At 45.8% G+C, this 23,117-nt stretch carries 15 protein-coding genes; 13 read left to right on the plus strand and 2 right to left on the minus strand.

What is annotated here, in order from left to right:
- Positions 1–47: 47 nt before the first annotated feature.
- Positions 48–2,666 (plus strand): alkaline phosphatase D family protein, encoded by a 2,619-nt coding sequence (locus ACFPFU_RS08250; RefSeq protein WP_377063374.1) that lies wholly within the window; start codon positions 48–50, stop codon positions 2,664–2,666.
- Positions 2,667–2,827: 161 nt separating this feature from the next.
- Here the strand turns inward: ACFPFU_RS08250 and ACFPFU_RS08255 are convergent, their stop codons facing one another.
- Positions 2,828–4,978 (minus strand): phosphocholine-specific phospholipase C, encoded by a 2,151-nt coding sequence (locus ACFPFU_RS08255; RefSeq protein ID WP_377063376.1) that lies wholly within the window; start codon positions 4,976–4,978, stop codon positions 2,828–2,830.
- A gap of 396 nt (positions 4,979–5,374) precedes the next feature.
- Here ACFPFU_RS08255 and ACFPFU_RS08260 point away from each other — a divergent pair, with 396 nt between their 5' ends.
- The 11 genes from ACFPFU_RS08260 to ACFPFU_RS08310 all read left to right on the plus strand — a co-directional run bounded on the left by ACFPFU_RS08260 (position 5,375) and on the right by ACFPFU_RS08310 (position 20,599).
- The gene (locus ACFPFU_RS08260; protein ID WP_377063377.1) at positions 5,375–5,980 is read left to right on the plus strand and encodes an RNA polymerase sigma factor; all 606 of its coding nucleotides are present in this window, start codon (positions 5,375–5,377) and stop codon (positions 5,978–5,980) included.
- 454 nt (positions 5,981–6,434) lie between these two features.
- Complete coding sequence (locus ACFPFU_RS08265; protein WP_377063379.1) at positions 6,435–7,010, plus strand: Crp/Fnr family transcriptional regulator; 576 nt, start codon at positions 6,435–6,437, stop codon at positions 7,008–7,010.
- An 81-nt stretch (positions 7,011–7,091) separates the two neighbouring features.
- Positions 7,092–7,766 (plus strand): hypothetical protein, encoded by a 675-nt coding sequence (locus ACFPFU_RS08270; RefSeq protein WP_377063381.1) that lies wholly within the window; start codon positions 7,092–7,094, stop codon positions 7,764–7,766.
- A 1-nt stretch (position 7,767) separates the two neighbouring features.
- On the plus strand, positions 7,768–8,463 hold the full coding sequence (locus ACFPFU_RS08275; protein ID WP_377063383.1) for a hypothetical protein: 696 nt from the start codon (positions 7,768–7,770) through the stop codon (positions 8,461–8,463).
- A 221-nt stretch (positions 8,464–8,684) separates the two neighbouring features.
- Positions 8,685–9,449, plus strand: coding sequence for a type I methionyl aminopeptidase (gene map / locus ACFPFU_RS08280; protein ID WP_377063387.1), 765 nt, complete (start codon positions 8,685–8,687; stop codon positions 9,447–9,449).
- 568 nt (positions 9,450–10,017) lie between these two features.
- Positions 10,018–11,112: a FecR family protein gene (locus ACFPFU_RS08285; protein WP_377063389.1), complete on the plus strand. Its 1,095-nt coding sequence runs from the start codon at positions 10,018–10,020 to the stop codon at positions 11,110–11,112.
- A gap of 384 nt (positions 11,113–11,496) precedes the next feature.
- Entirely contained in the window at positions 11,497–14,805 is a 3,309-nt protein-coding gene (locus tag ACFPFU_RS08290) for a SusC/RagA family TonB-linked outer membrane protein (protein WP_377063391.1), read from the plus strand.
- 29 nt (positions 14,806–14,834) lie between these two features.
- Complete coding sequence (locus ACFPFU_RS08295; RefSeq protein ID WP_377063393.1) at positions 14,835–16,289, plus strand: RagB/SusD family nutrient uptake outer membrane protein; 1,455 nt, start codon at positions 14,835–14,837, stop codon at positions 16,287–16,289.
- Positions 16,290–16,351: 62 nt separating this feature from the next.
- On the plus strand, positions 16,352–17,716 hold the full coding sequence (locus tag ACFPFU_RS08300) for an FAD-dependent oxidoreductase (protein WP_377063395.1): 1,365 nt from the start codon (positions 16,352–16,354) through the stop codon (positions 17,714–17,716).
- A 36-nt stretch (positions 17,717–17,752) separates the two neighbouring features.
- Positions 17,753–18,877 carry a hypothetical protein gene (locus tag ACFPFU_RS08305; protein ID WP_377063397.1) on the plus strand — a complete coding sequence of 375 codons (1,125 nt, stop codon included), beginning with the start codon at positions 17,753–17,755 and terminating at the stop codon, positions 18,875–18,877.
- 540 nt (positions 18,878–19,417) lie between these two features.
- The gene (locus ACFPFU_RS08310; RefSeq protein WP_377063399.1) at positions 19,418–20,599 is read left to right on the plus strand and encodes an SGNH/GDSL hydrolase family protein; all 1,182 of its coding nucleotides are present in this window, start codon (positions 19,418–19,420) and stop codon (positions 20,597–20,599) included.
- Positions 20,600–20,635: 36 nt separating this feature from the next.
- On the opposite strand, the gene ACFPFU_RS08315 is transcribed toward ACFPFU_RS08310, so the two are convergent.
- The gene (locus ACFPFU_RS08315) at positions 20,636–21,757 is read right to left on the minus strand and encodes an amidohydrolase family protein (RefSeq protein ID WP_377063401.1); all 1,122 of its coding nucleotides are present in this window, start codon (positions 21,755–21,757) and stop codon (positions 20,636–20,638) included.
- A 185-nt stretch (positions 21,758–21,942) separates the two neighbouring features.
- Between ACFPFU_RS08315 and ACFPFU_RS08320 the strand changes: the two genes are divergently transcribed.
- Positions 21,943–23,046: an acyltransferase family protein gene (locus ACFPFU_RS08320; RefSeq protein ID WP_377063403.1), complete on the plus strand. Its 1,104-nt coding sequence runs from the start codon at positions 21,943–21,945 to the stop codon at positions 23,044–23,046.
- Positions 23,047–23,117 lie beyond the last annotated feature (71 nt).

The following is a 23,117-nucleotide window of genomic DNA, read 5'->3' on the forward strand; positions in this document are numbered from 1 at the left end:
AGCAGAAACCAATATAAACCCAAAATTAGCACAATAAGAAAAAAAACATGAAAAGAAGACATGCAGTCAAGGCCATAGCGGTCACCGCCCTTAGCCCCCCGTTGTTTTTTGCAGGGGAATCCATTTATTCGAAAAACCGTCAGAAAAACCGTGATTTTGAAGGAACTGAATATTTTGAAAGCAAATGGCAGCATTGGCCAAATCTGGATTGGATAGGCCCTGAATATTGGGGCAACCGGCTTCAGGACTGGAAAATCCGGGACGGAAAAGCTGTTTGTGTGGTCAGTGCCAGAAACAGAACCCTGTACAGCCTTGTGAGCGAATTGAATCCGTCAAGGGAGGGTTTTGAAACCCAGGTAACCCTGCACGGATTGCAGCTCCCTGCAGATGATAAATCGGGGAGTTACATAGGGTTCAGGCTGGGAGCAAAGGGAAAATTTGAGGATTATCGCTCTGCGGCGGTGTTTGGCCAAGGGCTGGATTGTGGAGTTACCGGCACCGGTAAACTGTTTATAGGAGATCAAGAGAGTGATGCAGCAGTGGACAGGGTTTCTTCTGTTACACTGAACCTTAAGGCAACCGCGGGAGACAGCGGTTACACCATCCATATGGTGGCCCTGGATGAAGTGGCTGGGAACCGGCTTGCGGAAATGAAGGTCCACGGCATAGAGGGATCGGCATTGGTTGGAAGCATCGCTTTGGTTTCCCATGTCACCGAGGACAAGGAAGACATCAGCCGGTCATCCGCCGAATTCTCCAACTGGACGATGAGCGGCAAGAAGATCGATTTTTATCCGGAAAGGGTATTCGGACCGGTTTGTTTTGCGCATTATACGCTCCATAAAGGCACCGTGAAGCTGGCGGCCCAGCTGGCGCCCATAGAAAATTTTGTCAACCATGAAGTGTATTTGCAGATCAGGAGCCATGGCAAATGGCAGACCCTACAGAAGGGGAAAATAGACCGGCTGGGAAGGGTGGTTCATTTCAGGCTTGAAAACTGGAACCACCGCGAAGCAGTCCCTTACAGGGTCTGTGTGGACCTGCCCTTTAACTCGGGCAATGAGACATTCCACTACGAAGGCACCATCGCCCGGGAGCCTGTGGATAAAGAAAACGTCAAAATGGCTGTTTTCAGCTGCAATGCCGACTACGGGTTTCCAGACCAGGAGGTGGCGGACAATTCCCTCAAACACCAGCCCGACCTTGCGGTGTTTCTTGGGGATCAGTTTTATGAAAGCACCGGAGGTTTTGGCATAGAAATTTCGCCGTTGGAAAGGTCCAGCCTGGACTACCTGAGGAAGTGGTACATGTTTGGCTGGTCCTACCGGGAAATTTTCAGGCATATCCCCTCGGCATTTATCCCGGATGACCATGATGTATATCACGGCAATGTATGGGGAGAAGCGGGCAAAAAGGCCCCCACTGACAAGGGGTGGGGTTATGATGCCCAAGACGAAGGAGGATACAAAATGCCGCCGGAATGGGTAAACATGGTGCAACTGACCCAAACGGGACACTTGCCGGATCCCTACGACAAGCGCCCGCTGAGACAAGGTATAGGGGCCTACTATACCGGCTGGGTTTATGGGGGGATCAGCATGGCCATTCTTGAAGACCGCAAGTTCAAATCGGCACCCAAAAAAATCCTCCCGGAGGAAGCCAAGGTGGTCAACGGCTTTATCCAAAACCGGGAATTTGACATCAAGGCTTACTATGACATCGAAGCCCAATTGTTGGGAGAAAAGCAGATGGAATTTCTCGAGCATTGGGCGCACGACTGGGACAATGGCGTTGAGATGAAGGCCGTGTTGTCACAGACCAATTTCTGTACGGTGGCCACATTGCCGGAAGGCAGCATCATCGACAGCATCGTTCCCAAGTTGGCCATTCCCGAACCGGGAGAATATGTAACGGGTGATGCTCCCACAGCCGACATGGATTCCAATGGCTGGCCGCAGAAGGGCAGGGATGAGGCCCTGCGCATTATCAGGAAATCTTTTGCCCTTCATATCGCGGGAGACCAGCACCTGGCTACAGTGGTGCATTATGGGGTGGAGGAGTTTGGCGATGCGGGTTTTGCTTTTGCGGGACCGGCCTTGAACAACCTGTTTCCCAGACGCTGGTGGCCTCCGGTCTCGGGGAACCACCATCCTATCAAGGACAAACCCAAGTATACCGGGAATTTTCACGACGGCTTTGGAAACAAAATCACCGTTCATGCCGTAGCCAATCCCCATCAGACAGGCAGACAGCCCGCTTTGATTTATGACCGGGCCACTGGCTACGGAATGGTGGTGTTTAACAAAAAAGACCGGACCATGACCTTGGAATGCTGGCCCAGGTATGTGGACCCCTTGGAGAATCCTTCGGGCCAATACCCGGGATGGCCCGTCACCATCGCTCAGGAGGAAAATTATGCCAGAAAACCTGTCGGTTATCTCCCGGAGCTGGAATTTAAAGAAATGGAAAATCCGGTGCTTCATGTCATCAATGAATCAACTGGTGAAACGGAATATTCCGTCAGGGTGAGGGGAAAACATCACCGGCCAAAAGTCTTTCGCAAGGAGACGTATACCGTAAAAGTCGCAGACACTGTAAAGGGAAGCGAAAAAATACTGCGGGGTATCGCCTTGGCACAGGACCATAGTGAAAAATTAATAGTATAGTGGTTCCAAAAAAGGGAATCCGGATTCGGACGTAAGATCTAAAAAATGTAGAATACGGGGTTTTCAACATACTGTGAAACGGAATATCACTGAATTCTAATCTCATTAGGAGAACTGACGCATAGGGTGGATGCCTATCTTCAAACTAAATGAGCGGATTCTTATAATTCCGCGCCCATCGCCGGATCACTGATGCCAGGTTTGCCTGTTTCTACCCTTCCGGCGAACCGGTGCGAAAAACCTTCTTGGGTGCTGACGGTGAAATCATACCAATGTTTGCTTTTTGCCAAATCCATGGGTACGCTTTGTTCCTTGCCGGGGGGTAAGGATACCGGATCGGTTTCCGGATATTCGTATGCGTTGGCTTCGATCGTCACCCTGAGCGGGACCGTTGCCTTATTGGCCAACCGGACGAGAATGCCACCATCAGCATGGTCGTATTCCAACCGGATTTCCGGCTCGGCATGTCCGGTATTGCCGGTAAACCTGTGGAAGTAGCCATTGGGCCCATAGATTTCAAGATCATAAGCACCATCGGATTCGGTAACGTCCCATTCGTCTTTCAGTGATTTGGCGGCCTCTACCGTGTACCGTCGGGGGATTTTATCCAGGCGCTTCATATCGTACACGTGATATACGACGCCTTTATTCCCTTTATTATCAAAAACGAGCTGTATCTGATTATCGGCTTTAAGGTGATTCAGTGTGCAGTACAGACGATAAGGGAGGGCTCTTGAAGGACGTGTTCCTTTTTCCTGGTATAAGCGGGAAGGCGCCGCAGGGGCTGTGGCTTTGGGCAATTCTTTGGAAGCTGCGTCAATTTGCTCGAAACCAGCCGTATCGGGCATGACAGGCATCTTTGTGTCATTGGGGGTGATAAAGTCAAACGCCGAGGTAAGATCACTGCTGACGGCCCGGTGCCATGCCGAAATAGCGGGGATGGTTACCCCGAACCTTTTTTCGATAAATTGCCCGACCGAAGTATGGTCTGCGACTTCGGAATTTACCCATCCGCCCTTGCTCCAGGGAGACAGGATGTACATGGGCACTCGCGGCCCCATACCCCAGGGACGCAGCTTGCCTGAGATGGTATCTCTTAGGTCGATGTATTTACGGGGAGTCTCCGTATCGCTGAGGTCGTCTTTGTCATTATGAAAATACATTCCGGCAAGATCCAGGGTTGATTTGCCGGCAAGGGTATTATCCAGGTTGTAGGAAGGTACCGCAGGGGCCGGGATGTGATCAAAAAGACCGTCATTTTCATCAAATGTCAGAAAAAACACCGTCTTGCTCCACACTTCGGGATTGGATGTAATCGCCGATAACACTTCGTGTGTGAAATTGGACGCCCGGTAAGGACTGGAAGGAGCTCCCGGATGTTCCGAATTGCTTTGGGATGGCAATATCCAGCTTACCTGGGGGAGGGTTTTGTTTTTCACGTCGTTGGCCAAGTCCTCCAGAGACCAGTGCCGCATGCCGTTTTCATAAATCGGAGAACCCGGTTTGGCCTTCCGGAAGCTTTCGAAGGCCAGGCAGCCGTGCATGGCGCCTGTCCAGTTGTCGTTCGGATCTTGATAGATGCGCCAGCTGATGCCGGCTTCCTGCAACACATCAGGAATGGTAGGCCATGTAAAGGCACTTCCCTGATAAGTATAGCCAGGTTCGGGCATTTGTCCTTTGATCCAGCACCGCAGATTGACCGGCTCCGAATCCGCATCGGTACAGTTGATACCTGCGGCCCGTTTTTCGGGATTGTCGACAGCGCCCGACCAAAAGATGATTCGATTGGGATCTGTACCTGTGGCTATGGAACAGTGATAGGCGTCGCAAATCGTAAAATATTCGGCCATGGCGTATTGAAAGGGGATTTCCTCCCTGGTGTAATAGGCCATTGAATAGGGCGTTTTAAACAAGGGCCAAAACCCGTACTTTCCCTGGTTCCACGCCGCCTGTGTGTCGGGAAAATTATGTGGAGTACCATTAACGAATGCCGCATTGGTTACCTTTCCGTCGGCACGGTAAGGGGGAACGATTTTTTCACCGTCTGATTGGTGAAATGCCCGCTGACCGCTTTCAAGCGGTATGGGAAAGCGGTCTCCAAATCCCCGCACGCCTTTCATCGCGCCAAAATAGTGATCAAAGGAACGGTTCTCCTGCATGAGGATGACGATGTGCTGTACATCATTTATGGACCGGGTGGCGTTATAGGCCTCTACTGCCAGCGCTTTTTGTAAAAGTGGCTCCCATATCGACGCGGCTAGACCTATTTTCGCCGACATTTTAATAAAGTCCCTTCTGTGTAGCTTCGACATCGTTGTTCTATTTTTATGCAAACTTTAAAATCTGCCCACCGGATCATTAAGAAAAGCGCCCATCAGATTATTGATCCTATCGGTCTAATGTTCCATTTCCCAAAATAGCTGATCTCCGCATAGGCTGAATAAATTATAATATGAACCCGTTGCTGATCCAAAAGCAAACAGCTGAAAGAAAGCATTTTACGTCATGATAGACAAAGTGATCTCATAAGGATGTCCTTCCTGCAATGGATTCGTAGCAAAGGAGTTTAACCAGTATAAGAGGTTGTATGATACTTTCCAAAGCCTTAAAATACCCTGCTATTTTGAGAAAAACAAAAGAAACAAATTTTTGGCAAATGAAAATTATAATGGCTATAATTGAGGGTTAGCAATAGAACAACCCCAATAATGGCCGATTTTAATGTAGATGACAGCTCCGGTTCTGCTTTTGACGAAAAGGAATGCTGGAGACGGATAAAACTCGGTGACAAAACCGGATTGGAAGGCCTTTATGCCCTTTTTGCCAAGGAGTTGATGGCTTTTGGGTTGTCTATCGCCCCTAACCGGAGCCTGGTGAAGGACTGTATCCAGGAACTTTTTATTGAGATATGGCGGTACAGAAAAAACGGGGTGGAAGTGAAGAACGTCAAAATGTACGTTTTTAAGGCTTTGGCCAACAAAATCAAGAAGGAAATCGTCAGGGAATCCAACCGGCATGCCAAGGAGCAGGCTGAGGGCTTGCATGCCCTGTATTTCCGCAACGATTCGGAAATGGGCATCATTCACCTTCAAAAGGAAGAAATGGTCAACCAAAGGCTTTTGGATGCTTTGGATAAACTGCCTTCCCGGCAAAAGGAGGTTATCCGCTATGTGTTTTTTGAGAATTTATCCAATGACCAAATTTCCAAACTTATGGGTATCAACGTTCAGTCCGTATACACCCTGACCTGGAAGGCTATCTGCAACCTGAGGAAACATTATCTTGTGTTGTTGTTTTTGCTGTTGCTTGCTTGATAGCGGTTTTTCCCTTTTTGTGTTTTTGGAGAGGAGATCTGAGGGTTGTCCGGGTTATCCATGTTGTCGTTGTTGTGGTTGTTGTCGTTGTTGTCGGGTTGTTCTTGTTGTCGTGGTTGTCAGTGTTGTCATTGTTGTCATTGTTTGTCGGATATTAATTGACCCCTTAAAGTAAATGCTGCCCCGTTTAAGGTATAGGTATATGGTCGGGCCGGATTTTTCTGGAGAAATGTGTTTTGATTGAGGCGTAATGATCTCTTCCTTTGCCGGCGACACAAAAAAAGCGGTGTTACTCCATCCCGGTAACACAACTGGTTTATATTTGATAATTTGTAATAATATCATAGTTTTAATCCGCCTGGCGGTGCACAAACCCTTCCAACTTAGAGGGATTAATTGACCAAAGGTAAAGCAATGAACATATTGGCGGTCAGGCTAAAACCAAAAGCAAAAGATGACGAAAAAAAGGCTACATACAAATTTAGAACAAGAACGAGTTAACATCTTTGAGTTGGACTTAATCATAAAGTATTTTGAGCCTAAATACTTAGACAAAGACGAATACTTCATCAAGTCAGGTCAAATTTGCAGAAATTTAGCCTACATTGAAAAGGGTATCGTTTTATATTATAAAATAGGTGATACTGGGCAAGAAGTTGTCTGCGATTTTGCGAAAGAAGCGGATTGGATTACACAATATGAGAGTTTTATTCACCATAGTATTTCGCCTATATCCATTAAAACAATTGAAGAAACTGAACTTCAAGTAATTTCTTTTGAAGGCTTAAGAAAGCTATATATGGAAGTTCCAGCATTTGAGATATACACTCGTAAACTGATAGAAAAATATTTTATCGCCTCAATGTCAAGAAATAATGAGTTACAGGTTTTAAGGGCCGAAGAGCGATATGCCAAATTTGCCAAAGAGAATCCTGAGTTTATACAGCGTGTTCCACAGTACCATATTGCTAGCTATCTGGGTATTGCGCCACAATCATTGAGTAGGATCAGAAAAAATTTCAAGGGCTGATTCATTTCTTCACAAATGTGAAGGAAATTAAAAACAGAGATTTTGACCTTTGCAGTATCAATAACTAAAATCTCTGTTTCAATGAAAACACTTAAAATTCTCTTATTCATACTTGCGCTTGGTTGCTCACTAAGTCAACGCGTTAATGCACAAAGCAAAGACTGGAAGCAAGACAAAAAAATTGCTTTAGTATTTGGACTAACTCAGCCTCTTGTCGTAAGCGGTTTCAATGTGGAAGTAAACTACATTCACAATCGTCTTATTTTTGACTATTCGCACGGGATTTCACTTGATTTAAGCGGGAGTTTACTTCCTGACTATTTACAAAGTCAAGGATTAGTGGTACATATGCCTTTTTCAACAGGATTTGGCATTGGATATCGTTTCACAGAGTGGCTCAATTTGCGTGTAGAACCCAAATGGCATCGTTTTGAATTTTATTACGAAGGTGATGTACAAACTATTGAGAACAGAATAGGCGTAGATGCCAACAATTACAGTGTCGGACCTGGACTGTACGGCTTTTTCCAGCCATTCAAAAAGAAAGAAAATGCTCTTAAAGGAATTACCGTAGCACCAAGTGTTAGGTTTTGGCCAACAGTGGCTTCAAGTTTCGACAATAATGCTTATCGCTATGAAAATACACGGACAGGTCAGACAGAAGAGTTAAAATCTTTGGCTTCGGGAATAGGCTTTTCACCTTTGATTGTCAATGTAAGCATTGGTTATACTTTTGACCTTAAAAGAAATAAGTAAGATGAAAAACACAACAATTCTCATAGTGGTTTTACTGAACTCTATCGCAGTTGTTCAAGCTCAAAACCCTTTATCACAAAGCGTTCAGACTGAATTTGGCATTGGCATTTCAACGCCTTTTCTACACGATGGAACTGAACTAAACAAATCGGCAAACCTGCGTAGTAATGCATTAAGCTATTTTGCTGACGAGCAAGGAAATAGAAAAAATATTGGCAACTATGGTAGCCTCATAGGTTGGTCTGTTGCATTAGCTTATTATCGTCCTGTAAAGATGGTTAACGGTCTGATGCTTGGAACTGCATTTAGAACTTCGCTTACTGGCTCGCAACCCCAAAATGGTGGATATGAAGAAGGATTCTTCTTCAACTTCCTTTCATTGGGATTTGCTGCCAAATATTACCCGTTTACGCAAAACAATTTATTCTTCAAAGCTGACGCAGGGCTTGCGTCAGTTTTTACCAAAAATAGGTTTCTCAATGCACAAAACGAACAAGGGTTCTTTCATCAGTTTGGTGTAGGAACAAATATTTCATCAGCAATGGGATATTCGATTCAGCCATTTAAAAACAAATCAAAAACTATTGATTTACAACTCATTTACCAATTAAATGCTACCAGAGTGGAAGTAAATGGAATTGGTAATGACCAGTGGACTTATTCTGCTTTAACTTTGATGGGTGCGTTTAATTTTTAAATTTGTCATTGATTATAAAGGACTTACGAATTAACAAAGAAGCCGGAACCGGCAATAGCGCTTACCCTAAACTGACGGTTAAGTGGTTAGTACAAGCTTTGTATCAAAGTTTGTACTTGATTGACAGTCAAGTGCTTTGAAGTCGCCACCTTCGGGTAGCTGAATCCGGTTAACGGGTTAGGCTATGGCGAAAACCACAACAAACAAACAATTAAACGAATATGTCAATAACAAAAGAAACGGAACTGATCGGCATGCAAAAAGCAAGTGAAGCCGTTGCCTACACTTTAAGGGAAATGAGAAACTATGCCCGACCCGGCATGACAACAAAGCAGTTGGACAATTACGGGGCCACAATATTATCGGATTGGGGGGCAAAATCAGCACCATTTTTAACCTATCGCTTTCCGGGTTGGACTTGCATAAGCGTAAACAATGAATTCTGCCATGGCATCCCGTCCGATAAAAAGATTTTAAAAGAAGGCGATTTGGTGAATATTGATGTTTCAGCCGAGCTCAATGGTTTTTGGTCTGATAACGGAAGTTCATTTGTTCTGGGCAAAGACATCCACCAACACCAAAAACTTATAGATGCTTCAAAGCAGATTTTGCATAAAGCAATTTATCATATAAAAGGTGGGGTCCGGATTTCAGATATAGGACATCTGATAGAAACAGAAGCAAAAAAACGTGGTTATAAAGTAATCAAAAATTTAACAGGGCATGGAATAGGCAGAAGCCTTCACGAAGAACCAAACGAAATAGCCAACTACAGAGACCGCTTTAATCCGGAAAGATTTAGAAAAAACGCTGTTGTTGCCATTGAAACATTTATCTCAACTACATCCACTTATGCCGAAACGCTAAATGACGGTTGGACCATGGTAGGAAATAAAGGGGGCTTTATGGCACAGCACGAACATACTATTGTGGTTACTGACGGAAAGCCAATCATCCTGACAGCAATGAATGAAATCTGGAATTGATAAAACGTGCGAATCACCGGAAGAATAAGAATGGCAAGAAGCCTGAACTGCGAAACGCAATGATTCATCTATAGTGGAACAGAGCGTTCGTTGAAGAGAAGAAAATGGCCTGCCACAAAATATTATTTTTGAATTTCATGGTTATTTAGATGACCTACTTTGTCGAGGATCATACCTTGTTTCTGGACGCGTGATGGCATCGCACTTGTCGTCGTCATTTAGTAAGGGGCATAAGCCTTGAAATCCCGCACTACATATAGTCACAATCCGTTGTTGAAGAAGGAAGGAAACCAGCCTTGCAAATGCCCCGGTATGTGTTTTAAAAGGATAATTGGGGTGCAGATGCAGTCTACGCGCGGAAAGGATCCCCCTCGGTTCTCCTAAAAAGGGAGAGGATGGGGTTTGCGATGCATGGCATGGGAGATGTAGATAGTAATACCCACACCCAGAAAGGACACCATAAATCTGCCACACATTTTCTTATTGAGTAAAAAAATCAAAAATTTTTTCCAAAAGAAAGGATAGAAATCGCCGGGTGCTGACACATGTCTATAGAAAACACGCTTCAATGGATATTTACAGCAATTCCGTAAGAGACCTGGTGCTGAATCCCGAATTCAGGAAATGGGTGCTGCATCCCAATCCGGAATCGGATAAGATTTGGCAAAGCTACCTGGCCAAAAACCCCACGGCAATTCAGGATGTGGAGTTGGCAAAGGAACTGCTGCTGGAATTGTTCTCCAATCAATACCCGTTGCAGGAATCGGAATTCGGTGAAATCTGGGATTATATAGATACAGAGACCGAAAAAGAGGACAAGCGGGCCCAACAACAAAAGATCATTCCGATCAACCGGCTTTCGGATGCGAAACGGGGGAACAGCGGCAGCTCAGACGTGGCGAGAATGATGTGGAGGGTAGCGGCCATATTGGTGGTGACCTTGGGTGTGGGTTTCCTGGCCAGCAGGATGGCCCCAACAGAACCGGTAGCGGAACAGCCTGTTCCTGCCAAATTCAAGGAATATACCACTCCCCCCGGTGTCAAATCAAGCATTACACTGGGAGATGGCACCAAGGTTCTGCTCAATTCCGGCAGTTCCCTAAGGTACCAGGAAAATTTTTCTCCGGAAAGGAGAGAAGTGTTTTTGGAAGGGGAAGCATTTTTCGAAGTACAACATGACCCCGGCAGGCCTTTTACGGTAAAAACCGGTGAGGTAAGCACCACGGCCCTTGGAACTTCCTTCAATATCATGGCTTATCGGGAGGAACATCTGCTGATTTCATTGGTTACGGGGAAAGTGGCCATAGGAGTACCCCATGAAAACCGGGACGAAATCATCTTGGAACCCAGGCAATCTTTGAAAATCCAACCGGGCGAGGGTGATTTTTTGAAGGTAAGGTTTGATGAGGACCAGGTGATGGGATGGACGAGAAAAATGATCGTCTTTAACAATACGGAATTATCCGAAGCCATCAGGGCGCTGGAAAACTGGTACGGGGTCAAATTCCATTTTCAAAACCGGCCCAGACCGGGGATGAACCTTTCGGGAAAGTTTTATAACGAGACCCTGGAAAATGTCCTGGAGGGGCTGAGATATACAGCCGGACTGGATTTTGAAATCAAAAAAGACAAAGTGAGCATCACATTCAAACACACACCCTAAACCCAAAATGCCTATGGAACAATAAACTATGGATCAAGCAATAATTCTGGATTTAAACTGTCCACGAATTTCACAGCCTGCCCCGGCTGATACCGGGGGATTGACACGAATGATTTAGTTTAAATATCTTCCAAAGAGCCCCATTAAAAGTGGCTATTTACTGGATTTGGGAAGGTTTTAAAGTCAAAAAAATCCGTGGAAATTAGTGGACCAAAATATCATTCCCAACATCTCGACTTGATCCTAAACCATGTTAATAAATAAACCGGAGATGCTGCAACACCTCCGGTTGAAATCGTACATCGGGCTATTTGACGCTAATCAGGAGCCGATGTCAGTCTATTCAACCATTTAGTCAATAGCCAAAATAAACCATGTAAAGATATGAAAAATCTTATACTTACCCATGTTATACGCATGAGCAAATTGTTTACCTATGCCTTCTTGATCCAATGTTCGACCATGAGCTTGTTATTTGCCTGGAACGGAAATGCGCAGATCAAAAGCATAGAAGAAGTGATGATCAGGATACCTTTGGAAGGGGTATCTGTCCAGGATGCTTTCAGGAGAATAGAGAAGGCATCTGATTTTAATTTTGTTTACCTTACCAGAGAGGTAAGGGACCTCCAACCCATTTTTATTGGAGACAACCACCAGAGCCTTTACGAAGTACTGGTGGATATCGCGAAGCAAACCGGCCTTGAATTCAAGCAGATCAATCAAAATATCCATGTACAAAAACCCAAGAAGCACAACCCCGAGGCACTGGTATCCATTGAGGTGCTGGAAATAGAGGTAAGCGGCACCGTCACGGACGAAAACGGGGAGCCCATGCCGGGAGTAACGGTCATCATCGAAGGTACCAGTGTGGGGACGATAACCGACATCGACGGAAAATATACCCTTGAAGCGGAAGAGGGAACTGTTTTGATTTTTTCTTTCGTGGGATATGAGAACCAGAGAAGGGCAGTAAGTTCATCGAATATCATCGATGTGAAAATGATGGAAGATGCGAGATCATTGGATGAGGTAGTGGTGGTCGGCTACGGCACCGTCAAAAAAAGCGACCTGACGGGCTCTGTGGCGCAGGTAAAAGCCGCGGAGATCAATGCTTTTCCGACCTCCAATATCATGCAGGCCTTGTCCGGGAGGGCAGCAGGCGTCCAGGTGATCCAAAACACCGGCGCCCCCGGTTCACCCATCAGTGTCAGGATAAGGGGAACCAATTCGATCCAGGGTGGCAATGAGCCTTTGTATGTCATTGATGGGTTTCCTTTTTCCGGCAATCCAACCAACCTTAACAATTTTGACATTGAGAGCATAGAAGTTTTGAAAGATGCATCAGCCACGGCGATATATGGATCGAGAGGAGCCAACGGCGTAGTTTTGATCACCACAAAACAAGGCAAAGAAGGAACGACAAAGGTTGACTTTGAATCAAGTTACAGCGTCCAGTCTTTGAGAAAAAAGCTGAACTTGATGAATGGCAGGGAGTATGCTGAACTCCAAAATATTCAGGCGGCCAATGACAACATCCCCCTTTATTTCACCGAGGAACAACTTGCAGGATTCGGCGAAGGCTTTGACTGGCAGGATTTGGTGTTTCAGGAAGCCCCTATATTATCCACCTCTTTGAATGTCAGCGGAGGCAATAACAAGACACAGTATGCCATATCAGGCAGTTATTTGGGGCAGGAAGGGATTGTAAAGGGAAGTGATTATAACCGTTATTCACTGAGAACAAACATCACCCATGCGATAAGTGAGAAACTAAAAATAGACTTCAATAATACGCTAACCCATTTAAAAACGGAAAGAAGGGACAGTGGGGGAGGACAACGTGGAAATTCCATGATAGGCGCCGCCATATCTGCGGCCCCCATTTCACAACCGTACAATGAGGACGGTTCTTATAAAGTGTTGGCCAATGAATACCCTTTTGTGGCGCCTGACATCATTAATCCCCTGAATCATATCAACGAGCAATTCAATGAAACCAAGGCCAATGTGGTCTTGACCAATATGGCTTTTGTATACCAGCCCACAAAGGAATTGACATTAAGGATATCGGGTGGTATCGAAAACAGGGACGACAGAAACGATAGTTACACCACCAGGAATTTTTTTAACTCTCCCGGCCGGGCCAGCGTAAGCACGGGCCAGTTCAGAAGTCTTTTAAATGAAAACACCCTCAGTTATAATAATACATTTGCTGATAAGCACCAACTGAACGCAGTGATCGGTTTCACTTATCAGGATTTCCTAAGGACCTTTTTGGCCGCAAGCGGTGTGGGTTTTTTGAGTGATGCGTTCGAGACCTACAGCTTGGGTGCTGCTGAGACCCCGGGGATTCCCAGCAGCGGTTATTCCAAGGCGGTGCTTTTGTCTTATTTGGGTAGGGTTAATTACACCTATGACAATAAATATCTGTTTACTTTTAGTTTCAGATCCGATGGATCATCCAGATACAGTCCCGGAAACAAATGGGGATACTTCCCCTCCGGAGCTGCGGCGTGGAGAATATCTGATGAAGGTTTCTTATCTTCTTCATCTTTCCTTTCAGACCTCAAGCTAAGAGCCAGTTGGGGGCTGACCGGCAGTCAGGCTATTGATCCCTATGCCACGTTAAATCAATTGAGCCCCGGTTTCACCATCTTCGGCAACCAGCTTTATAATACCTTTGCACCCAGCACTGTGCTTCCGGGTGATCTGAAATGGGAAACCACAGAACAGTTGGACATCGGCGTGGATGTAGGTTTGCTTAACGACAGAATCACTTTCAATGCGGATTATTATGTCAAGAACACCCGGGATTTATTGAATACCGTCCGTTTACCGAGTTCATTGGGTTTTACCACCACGGTGCAGAATGTGGGGGAAGTGCAGAATAAAGGGGTTGAATTCAGCGTTGATGCCAAAGTTTTGACCAGACAGTTTAAGTGGGATGTTTTTGGAAACATTGCCTTTAACAGAAATAAGGTGATCAGTCTGCATAATGGTGAGGACATTCTTGGGGCTTTTGTAAATGTCCTGGTGGTAGCGGATAATCTCACCATTTTAAGAGAAAGCAGGCCCATAGGTCAATTTTGGGGATTTGTTGAGGATGGATACAATGAGAATGGACAAATCCGGTTTTTGGACGTGGATGGAGATGGCAGTATTACCAACAATGACAAGACATACATAGGTGATCCTAATCCCAAATTCATCTATGGTTTTAATTCCAACATGAATTATAGGAATTTTGAGTTGAGTTTTTTCCTTCAGGGGGCATATGGAAATGATATTCTCAATGTAAGTTCTATTCCAAGTACCCTGGATTACGGTCAGGGAATGAACATGCCCAAAGATGTTTTATATGATCATTGGACACCTACCAATCCGGACGCGAAGTATCCAAGGATAAGCAGAGGTGCCTCGGCGCGGGTGTCGGACAGGTTCATTGAAGACGGATCGTTTTTGAGGTTCAGGAATATTGAGTTAGCCTATAGAATACCTCTTGAAAAAATTGGAAATGCGCTGATCCACAATTCCCAAATATATGTCAGTGCCCAAAACCTAATCACCCTCACCAAATATTCCTGGTGGGATCCGGAGGTTAATTCCAGAGGGGCAGGAATCCAACAAGGAATTGACCATTATAGTTATCCTGTTCCTAAATCCATCACCATGGGCTTCAGGCTTGGGTTTTAATCTTTGTACCAGTTAAAGAAATTAAAGCGATGAAAAAATATAACAAACCATATATTTCGCACTTGATCCTACTCATCGTTATGATGGGTTTGAGTGCCTGCGAGGATCTGCTATTGGAACAGCCCAAGACGGTCGCTGTGGAAAATTTCTACAACACGGCCGAAGAGGTGGAAACGGCAGTAAATGCCGTTTATTCCCCTTTAAGGTCAATGAGGGCAGAACAGATAGCGGTGCTGGATGCCCACACCGATTGGGGATATGGAAGGGGAAGCCGGGCGCAATACAATGACTTTGCCGGATTGAATCCAACAAACATCAACACTGCAGGATCGAGATGGGATTCCTTTTATCAAGCCATCAGAAATGCAAACTTGGTCATAGCAAACGCCCCCAACGGCAGTAATATAAGTGAAGAACACATCCGTTTGTATGTCGCCGAAGCAAAGTTCCTCAGGGCGCTCAGCTATTTTGACCTGGTCCGCAACTGGGGAGGCGTGCCGCTGAGGACAGAAAATACCATGCAGGAAATTGATCTGCCCAGAAGCTCCGTTCAGGACGTATATGGTTTGATTTTGGCGGATTTGGCGGAAGCAGAGACCAATCTTCCAGAAACCCCCAAGCATTTGGGAAGACCCACGGTTTATGCTGCGAAAACCCTTTTGGCAGATGTATACCTCTTTCTGGGACAATATGAAAATGCAAAAAACAAAGCCTCGGAAGTTATCCAGTCAAACAGGTTTTCTTTGGTGCCCGTGACCAGCAAAGCCGACATTCAGTGGAATATTTTCGGTCCCGAACTGACGACAAGCCCTGAAGAGATCTTTTATTTCAAGTTTGCCAGGGAATTGGAGCAGGGCAACTGGATGCTTTGGGTATTGAATCACCCCAGTACCGGTTATTTTAATTTCGGAGGGGCCTACGCCCATTACAGTGATGCCACCAACCCGTTTTACATGGAATGGGATGATGATGACATTAGAAAAGATCTGTGGGATCAGGTTGATTTTGGCTTGGGATCCACCACGTTGGTTAGTGGTAAATACATAGACCCCAATGCGATAAGCCAGACGGGAGCCGGTAATGATTTGCCCATTTATCGATACGCAGAGGTTTTGCTGATTTTCGCGGAGGCCGCTGCAAGATCCGATGGCGCGGTGGGTCAGGAAGCAGTTGAAGCCCTGAATCAGGTAAAAAGGAGGGCTTACGGGAATCCACCCCAGTCACCATCACCTGTAGATTATCAGTTTGGCGCAAATGAAATTGATCCTTTTCTGGATGCGGTGTTGCAGGAAAGGGCCTATGAATTCCAGTTTGAAGGCAAAAGGTGGCTGGATTTGAAGAGGACGGGCAGGGCCCAGGAATTCGTCATGAAAAACAAAGGCCTCACCATTGCCGAGGCACATTACCTCTGGCCCATTCCCCTGCAGGAAACCAATTTTAACGGTGCCATAGACCCTGCCACCGATCAAAATCCGGGTTATTGATTTTTAAAGACCTGCCAGGTTTTTAAAACCTGGCAGGTCTAGTTACTCAAATTCAATTAAAGATGAAAAGAAGAGAAATGATTGCCAGGATGGGGGCCCTATCAGTGGGACTGACTGCCCCCCATCTTTCAAAAGGAGATACATTAAAAGAACCTTATAAAATTCAAAAACGAAAAATTGAAACAGATATATTGGTTGTCGGAGGGGGAACTGCCGGTGCGGTAGCGGCTATCCAGGCTGGAAGGGCGGGCCATAAAGTGACTTTATTGGAGTGCCAGAGCCAACTGGGCGGAACGACGACAACTTCGGGGGTAGCCTTTCCAGGTATTTTTTTCGCCTGGGGGAAACAAATCATCAGCGGTATCGGCTGGGAAATGGTTCAGGAAGCTGTTGCTTTGAATGGGGATACCTTGCCTAACTTCTCCATTCCGCATGGCCGGCAACATTGGACGCATCAGGTGAGACTGAATGGGCCTCTGTATGCGATCATCATCGAACAAAAATGCATTGAGGCTGGGGTCGATATCCGTTTTTATGAGTCTCCCACGAAAATTACCTCTAAAAATGGTTACTGGTATGTGGAAACCATGGGGAAAGGGGTCCACGCAGAAATAAAGTGCAAACAAATTATCGACTGCTCCGGAAACGCCTATGCTGCCTCGATAGCAGGTTTTGATCTGCTAAGGGAGGCGGAGACCCAGCCGGGAACATTGATGTTTACGATAGGTGGCTACGATTTGGAGCAACTTGATCTGGAATTGATCAAGGAAGCCTATGAAAAGGCCGTTCAAAGCGGAGAACTGGTACGGTCTGAGTTCAGGGGAAACATCATTGGCCTTTTGAGGACCAAGGGCGATAATATCCAGCATATCGCGGAGGCTGACTCTACCACCTCTGAGTTGCACACCATCGCCAATATCAGGGGAAGGGCTTCCTTGTTAAAACACCTGAAATTTCTAAAGCGCCTACCTGGGTGCGAAAATATCCGGATCATCGACATGAGGACGGAAACAGGAGTAAGGGAAACCTATCGTATAGATGGGCTGTATCAAGTCACGCATGAAGATTATGTCACTGGAAAGGTTTTTCATGATGCTTTATCTTATTCCTATTATCCCATTGATTTGCACATCATTGAGCATGGCGTCACCCCGAAACACCTGTCTGAAGGAGTTGTCGCCACGGTTCCTCTCAGGGCGCTGATCCCCAAAAACAGCAGGAATTTCATAGTAGCGGGAAGATGTTTGAGCAGTGACCGTTTGGCCAATTCCGCTTTGCGGGTACAGGCCTCCTGTATGGGCATGGGGCAAGCAGCAGGCGCGGCCGCCGCCTTGGCCATCCAACAGGGCAAAACCCCTGCCGAGGTGCCTGTAGAAGATATCAGAAAACTATTGGAACAACATGGGGGTCTTGTGCCCAGGGCTTAAAGGCTCTGGTTTCCAAATAAAAACAGATCGTGTGGAATGAGTTTTACATGTTTTTATCCTATCGCCGTTTTTTGCAGTGTGGTTTTATTTCATCTGAAGGCATTTCATGCCGGCAACGAAGAAATAAAATACATGAATGAAAAAACGATCAACCTGGCGGTTACCGGCCTTAGCAAAAAGGTGATCAATCTTGAGGAAGATGCCTCGGTGGATACTTTGTACCAGTACCTGTCGGAATCGGGGTTCCCGGTACATTACGCCAGAAACATCCGGACCAGCGTCTGCTTTGATAACCAGTGCCGCCTTTTGGATATCAAACTCTTTTGGAACCCTACCGGCCGGTATTTGGGATTTGAGTTGCCCGAAGGAGAATATTTGAGCAAGCACGATCATGATCCCTTTACAGAAGAGGAATATATAAGGCTAAATGAATTGCTATCCGATCCCGATCTGCCGTTGGGAAATTTCGGATACAATGAAATCATGATGGCGTCAGAAGTTCCAAAAGAAGAAATTGACGGGATATCCGGAGCAACTTCAAAGGATCTTCTGGAATACGTGGTTGAAGGGGCGGCTTATACCACCCATAAGCTTTATAAAATCATCTATGGTGAAACCCGTGAACTCATAGCGGATTGGACAAAATCGTCCAGTAATGAAGAGTTCATCGGTCTCATTATCAACAGCGGAAACTATCGGGACAAAATATGGGGCTTGGAACTTGTTAAGGGCCGGTTATGGATGTATCCGGAGATTAAAAGATTGATATGGGAACTGGCCGGGTCCGATGATTACAGTTTGTCCGAAAAAGCCATCAATACCCTGATCCCAAGAGATCTTGAAGATGAAATGTTCCAACGGGAACTGATGGCCCATTTTAGTAAGTTCGACTATGGAAGAAGGAACTGGCTCATCCAGTTGCTTAAAAACACACGGACCGTTTTCGCTTCTACCGTGCGCCTCCTCAATGGCCAGCTTTTGGATATGGAAGTTCCCCTGGTGGTGGAAATACTGGAAATTTATAAAAAGAATGGCATCAGGGATGAGGAAACGTTGAAAGCTGTGACGGAATTGAGCGCTTCGGAAAACAAATATCTGGCCGCCAAAGCCATGGAATATTTGAATACATATGATGGAAATCCTGATTTGTACATTTTCTAAATGTTGAGCCCCGCGGTGACGCAACTATCATAGCGAGAAGCGGAAACCATTCGGTTTAATTGACGGAGACATTGCCCGCACCGATGCGATCCCTTGACGTGAGCGTAAGCTAAGAGACTGCTTCGTTCCCGGTTGGCCGGAACAAACTGTACCTCCCCGAAGTGACGAATGTGTTCGTTATAGCAGGAAGCGACAAACTGTCCCCGACACCTCGGTGTCCCGTAGATGTTCCCATGACGTCCCGTACATTTGTTAGTATTGTTAAATTACAATAAATATTTGTACTTTTACAAGTGAGATGATCATGGCCGATGGTGACCGCTGTCCGCTCCAGTTCCAGGGTCTTGCCCCAGAGTCGTATTGTCCTACAAATGTCTGATCCGTGGCAGGTAGAACCGGACACGAATTCTCCCTTATGCTTTCATTTGATTTCAGAACTTGAAAAAAACAGGATGATATTTTTAATGCAATAGCATAATTATATGCGAAAAAGATTATTTTTCAATCTGCTTCTTAAAAACCTTTAAAAAAACCAATCGTATGCCAATCAAAATTACCAAAACCATCATTAAGGACATTCGCTTCCCTACCGGTAAAAACAAAAATGGATCGGATGCGATGATGATGGGAACGGCACAAGGCTATAAAATCGCTTTGATCATGCTGCTGGGTTTATGGAGCATGAACCTGGATGCGCAAAGTATAACATGGTATGATCCTTTGAAGGAAAATAACCAGGTCATCCATGGACAGGGCTGGCAAGATCTGGGTTATGCAAGGCTGCCCGATGAAGCCCAGCCTTTGGTAAGGGAACCCGTATGGAACCTGTCCAGAAATGCCACCGGCCTGTTGGTCCGTTTTACCACCAATGCCAAAAAAATCGATGCCAGCTATATACCCCTGGGGAGGTTGCAGATGCCCCATATGCCTGCTACCGGAGTCAGCGGCTTGGACCTTTACACTAAGGATGGAAAAGGGAGTTGGATCTGGGTAAGGGGGAACTATGCTTTCGGGGACACGGTGAGCTACAGTTTCGTGCTCAATGACAACGTTCAGACTTCCAGGGAATTCTACCTGTACCTGCCCTTGTACAATTCCGTTAAGGACCTCCGGATAGCGGTAGAAGAGGGCAGGGATTTTCAATTTATCCCTGTCAGCCCAAAGGAAAAACCGATTACCGTATACGGTACTTCCATCGCACAGGGAGCCTGCGCGTCCAGGCCGGGGATGGCCTGGACTTCGATCCTTTCAAGAAAGCTGGACAAGCCGGTCGTCAACCTGGGATTTTCAGGCAATGGCCAGTTGGAAGAATCTCTAATCCAATACCTCTCTGAGATCGACAGCGAGGTGTATATATTGGATTGCCTGCCTAATTTGGTCCGGGAGGAGTTTACAGAGGAGGAAGTAAAGAAGCGACTTATTCGGTCTGTAAAATATTTGAAGGAAAAGCGGCCATCTACCCCCATATTGCTGGTGGAACATGCGGGATACACGGACGGTAAGTCAAATCAAGAGCGGGCCCAGGCTTATATGAGACTGAACGAATGGTGCAAGGAAGCTTACAGGGAATTGCTGGTGGAAGGTTTGGAGGAAGTTTATTTATTGGAAAACGAGGACATAGCCCTGACGATGGACGCCACCGTGGATGGCACCCATCCGTCCGACCTCGGCATGCAGCAGCAGGCCGATGCAGTGGCAGACCTACTGAGGGAGATTTTATAGGATCTTCATTAAAAATTTCCATAAAGGCTGACGGGGTCAGTCTGGCAGCTTTAATAGTTTCATCGCATTGGTACGATAGACTTTTTCGAGTACCTCATCAGGCAATCCATAGCCATGCATGGCCCAATGATAGCTGGAAATGTTCCTGTCATAAAAATGCTCATCTTCGGTTTCGAGGATTCTGAAGGTGGTTTTGTACATTTCCTCATTCCTGCCCATATCGGTCCCGTATACCAACCGGTCAGCGTATTTTTGATAGAACCGGTTTACCGTTCTGGGAATAGTAGCGGTTTCGGCATACCTTGCGCTGTTGTCGGCATAAAGATTGGGATACTTGTCAAATAAATCGCCGAGAATTCGCAGGTCATAAGATGAGTTGGCATAATGACAGGCTATAAAGACAGTCCCGGGGTTTAGTGAAACCGCTTCTTCCAGTATCCGGATCATTCCATTGTGGTCCACAATCCCTTCCTGGTTGTCCAATCGCCATTTAAAAGCATTCATTAAGCCATCATTGGTGGCATCCATGGGATGATACATCCAGATCGGCTCCGCCACATGGATGCTGATGGGGATGTTGAGCTCACCGCATTTTTCTATCAAAGGCTTCATTCGCGGATCATTGATATGCATGCCATAAGCCTTCGTGGGCCTGGAATAAAAGAGGCCCTTGCCTTTGTCACCCAACTCGCCCACACCTTTGGCTCCCGCCGCAAAACACCTTTCCAGTTCTCTGACCGCGGCAGGGCCAAAATCAGGCTGTTCGTATCCGGTGTAGTCAAAACCGCAGAACAGGATAAACCGGTCCCCGTATTTTGAATAGGCTTGTACGAGCGAATCGAATTTCGCTCCCGTTTCGTATGTCATCACTACGGTTTTGTCAATGCCAACCTTGTCCATTGTATTCACCCATTCGTCCAACTGCTCCGGTGTTTGGGCATAGGCATGGGAGTGAAGGTCTATCACCGGGTATTTGGCTTTCTTTATTTCTGTATGGTTATTCGCATACAGTGACGTGGGTTTAAAATCTCTCAGCAACAATGCATTGACATCATCTTCCACTGCTTCTTGCTCAATTTCATGGTTTGACTCTTTTGACTGGGCGCAGGAAAGGACTAAAAATAAGAACAGGACATAAATCGGTATCACATGTTTCATGATGAAGGCTTTTTTGAACAATCAAATTAATTAAAATATTTTATTAAAACCACTCATGGATTTTCAATATTTTTAGGAAGTATTTATTTGTCAGAGCCATACTAAAGCCTATATTTGGTTGTTCAGATGATTAGATACGCCTGTAGGCTGTTTTTTCGTCATCCAAAATAACCTGATCAACATATATGCTCACACCGTCTACTCCTTCAGGAAGGTTGGTTTCCCTGGACGCCTACAGGGGAATTACCATGTTTTTATTGATCGCAGAGGCTGCGCTGGTCTACCGCGCCCTTATGGGGATGGTCCCGGAAGATTCCTGGGCTTTTCCGTTGGTCCGGCAATTCACGCACCATCCGTGGAACGGCCTCCGTTTTTGGGACCTCATTCAGCCCTTCTTCATGTTTATCGTGGGGGTGGCCATGCCTTTTTCCCTCAACAAGCGGCTGGCCGTTTCGGGCGACCGCAGCAAAGTCACGCGACATGTCCTGAAGCGGTGTTTGCTGCTGTTCTTGTTCGGCACGGGGCTGCATTGTGTGTACAGCCAAAGACTTGTTTTTGAATTGTGGAATGTTTTGACACAACTGTCTTTTACCATCCTTTTGACCTATTTTATGCTCCGTCAGCCATTTAAGGTTCAGTTGGCGGTCTCCTTGGGACTATTGGTCCTCACGGAGATTTTGTATAGGACCTATGATCCCTCCGCACCCTTCGTGAAAGGAGAAAATTTCGGCTCGTTTGTAGATATGATCCTTATGGGAAAAATCAACAACGGGGGTTGGGTGGCCATCAATTGTATTCCCACAGCCGCCCATACGCTTTGGGGAGCTATGTGCGGTAATTTGCTGCTTTCGGAGAGAACAAATGCCGAAAAAATAAAAGCTTTTCTCATCGCCGGCGTGATCGGCCTGGCAGTGGGCTATGGATTGGATATGGCCGGAATCACACCCATCATCAAGAGAATCAGCACCACCGCCTTTGTGTTTGCTTCCGGCGGATGGGCCATATTGACACTGGCTCTGTTCTATTGGCTGGTGGATATAAAAGGAATAAAATCCTGGACATGGTTATTTATCATCGTGGGGATGAATCCCATATTTATTTATTTATTTGCCGAAGTACTTGGCAACAGGTGGCTGTATGGCTTTGTCAAAATTTTCAATTACGGATTTTTGGAACCTACCGGTCTTCCTGAAGCCTTATTGGCTTTATTGAACGCCCTGCTTACTTTGGCGATAATGTGGTACCTGTGCTATTTTCTCTATAAAAAGAAGATCTTCTTCAAAATATAATGGATACTTGTGTAAAAAGTACTATGAATTGGAAACTGAAATACTAAATTCAACCGATCATTTAATATACA

It is taken from the genome of Negadavirga shengliensis, from assembly GCF_042652345.1.
GTDB classification, from domain to species: Bacteria; Bacteroidota; Bacteroidia; order Cytophagales; family Cyclobacteriaceae; genus Negadavirga; species Negadavirga shengliensis.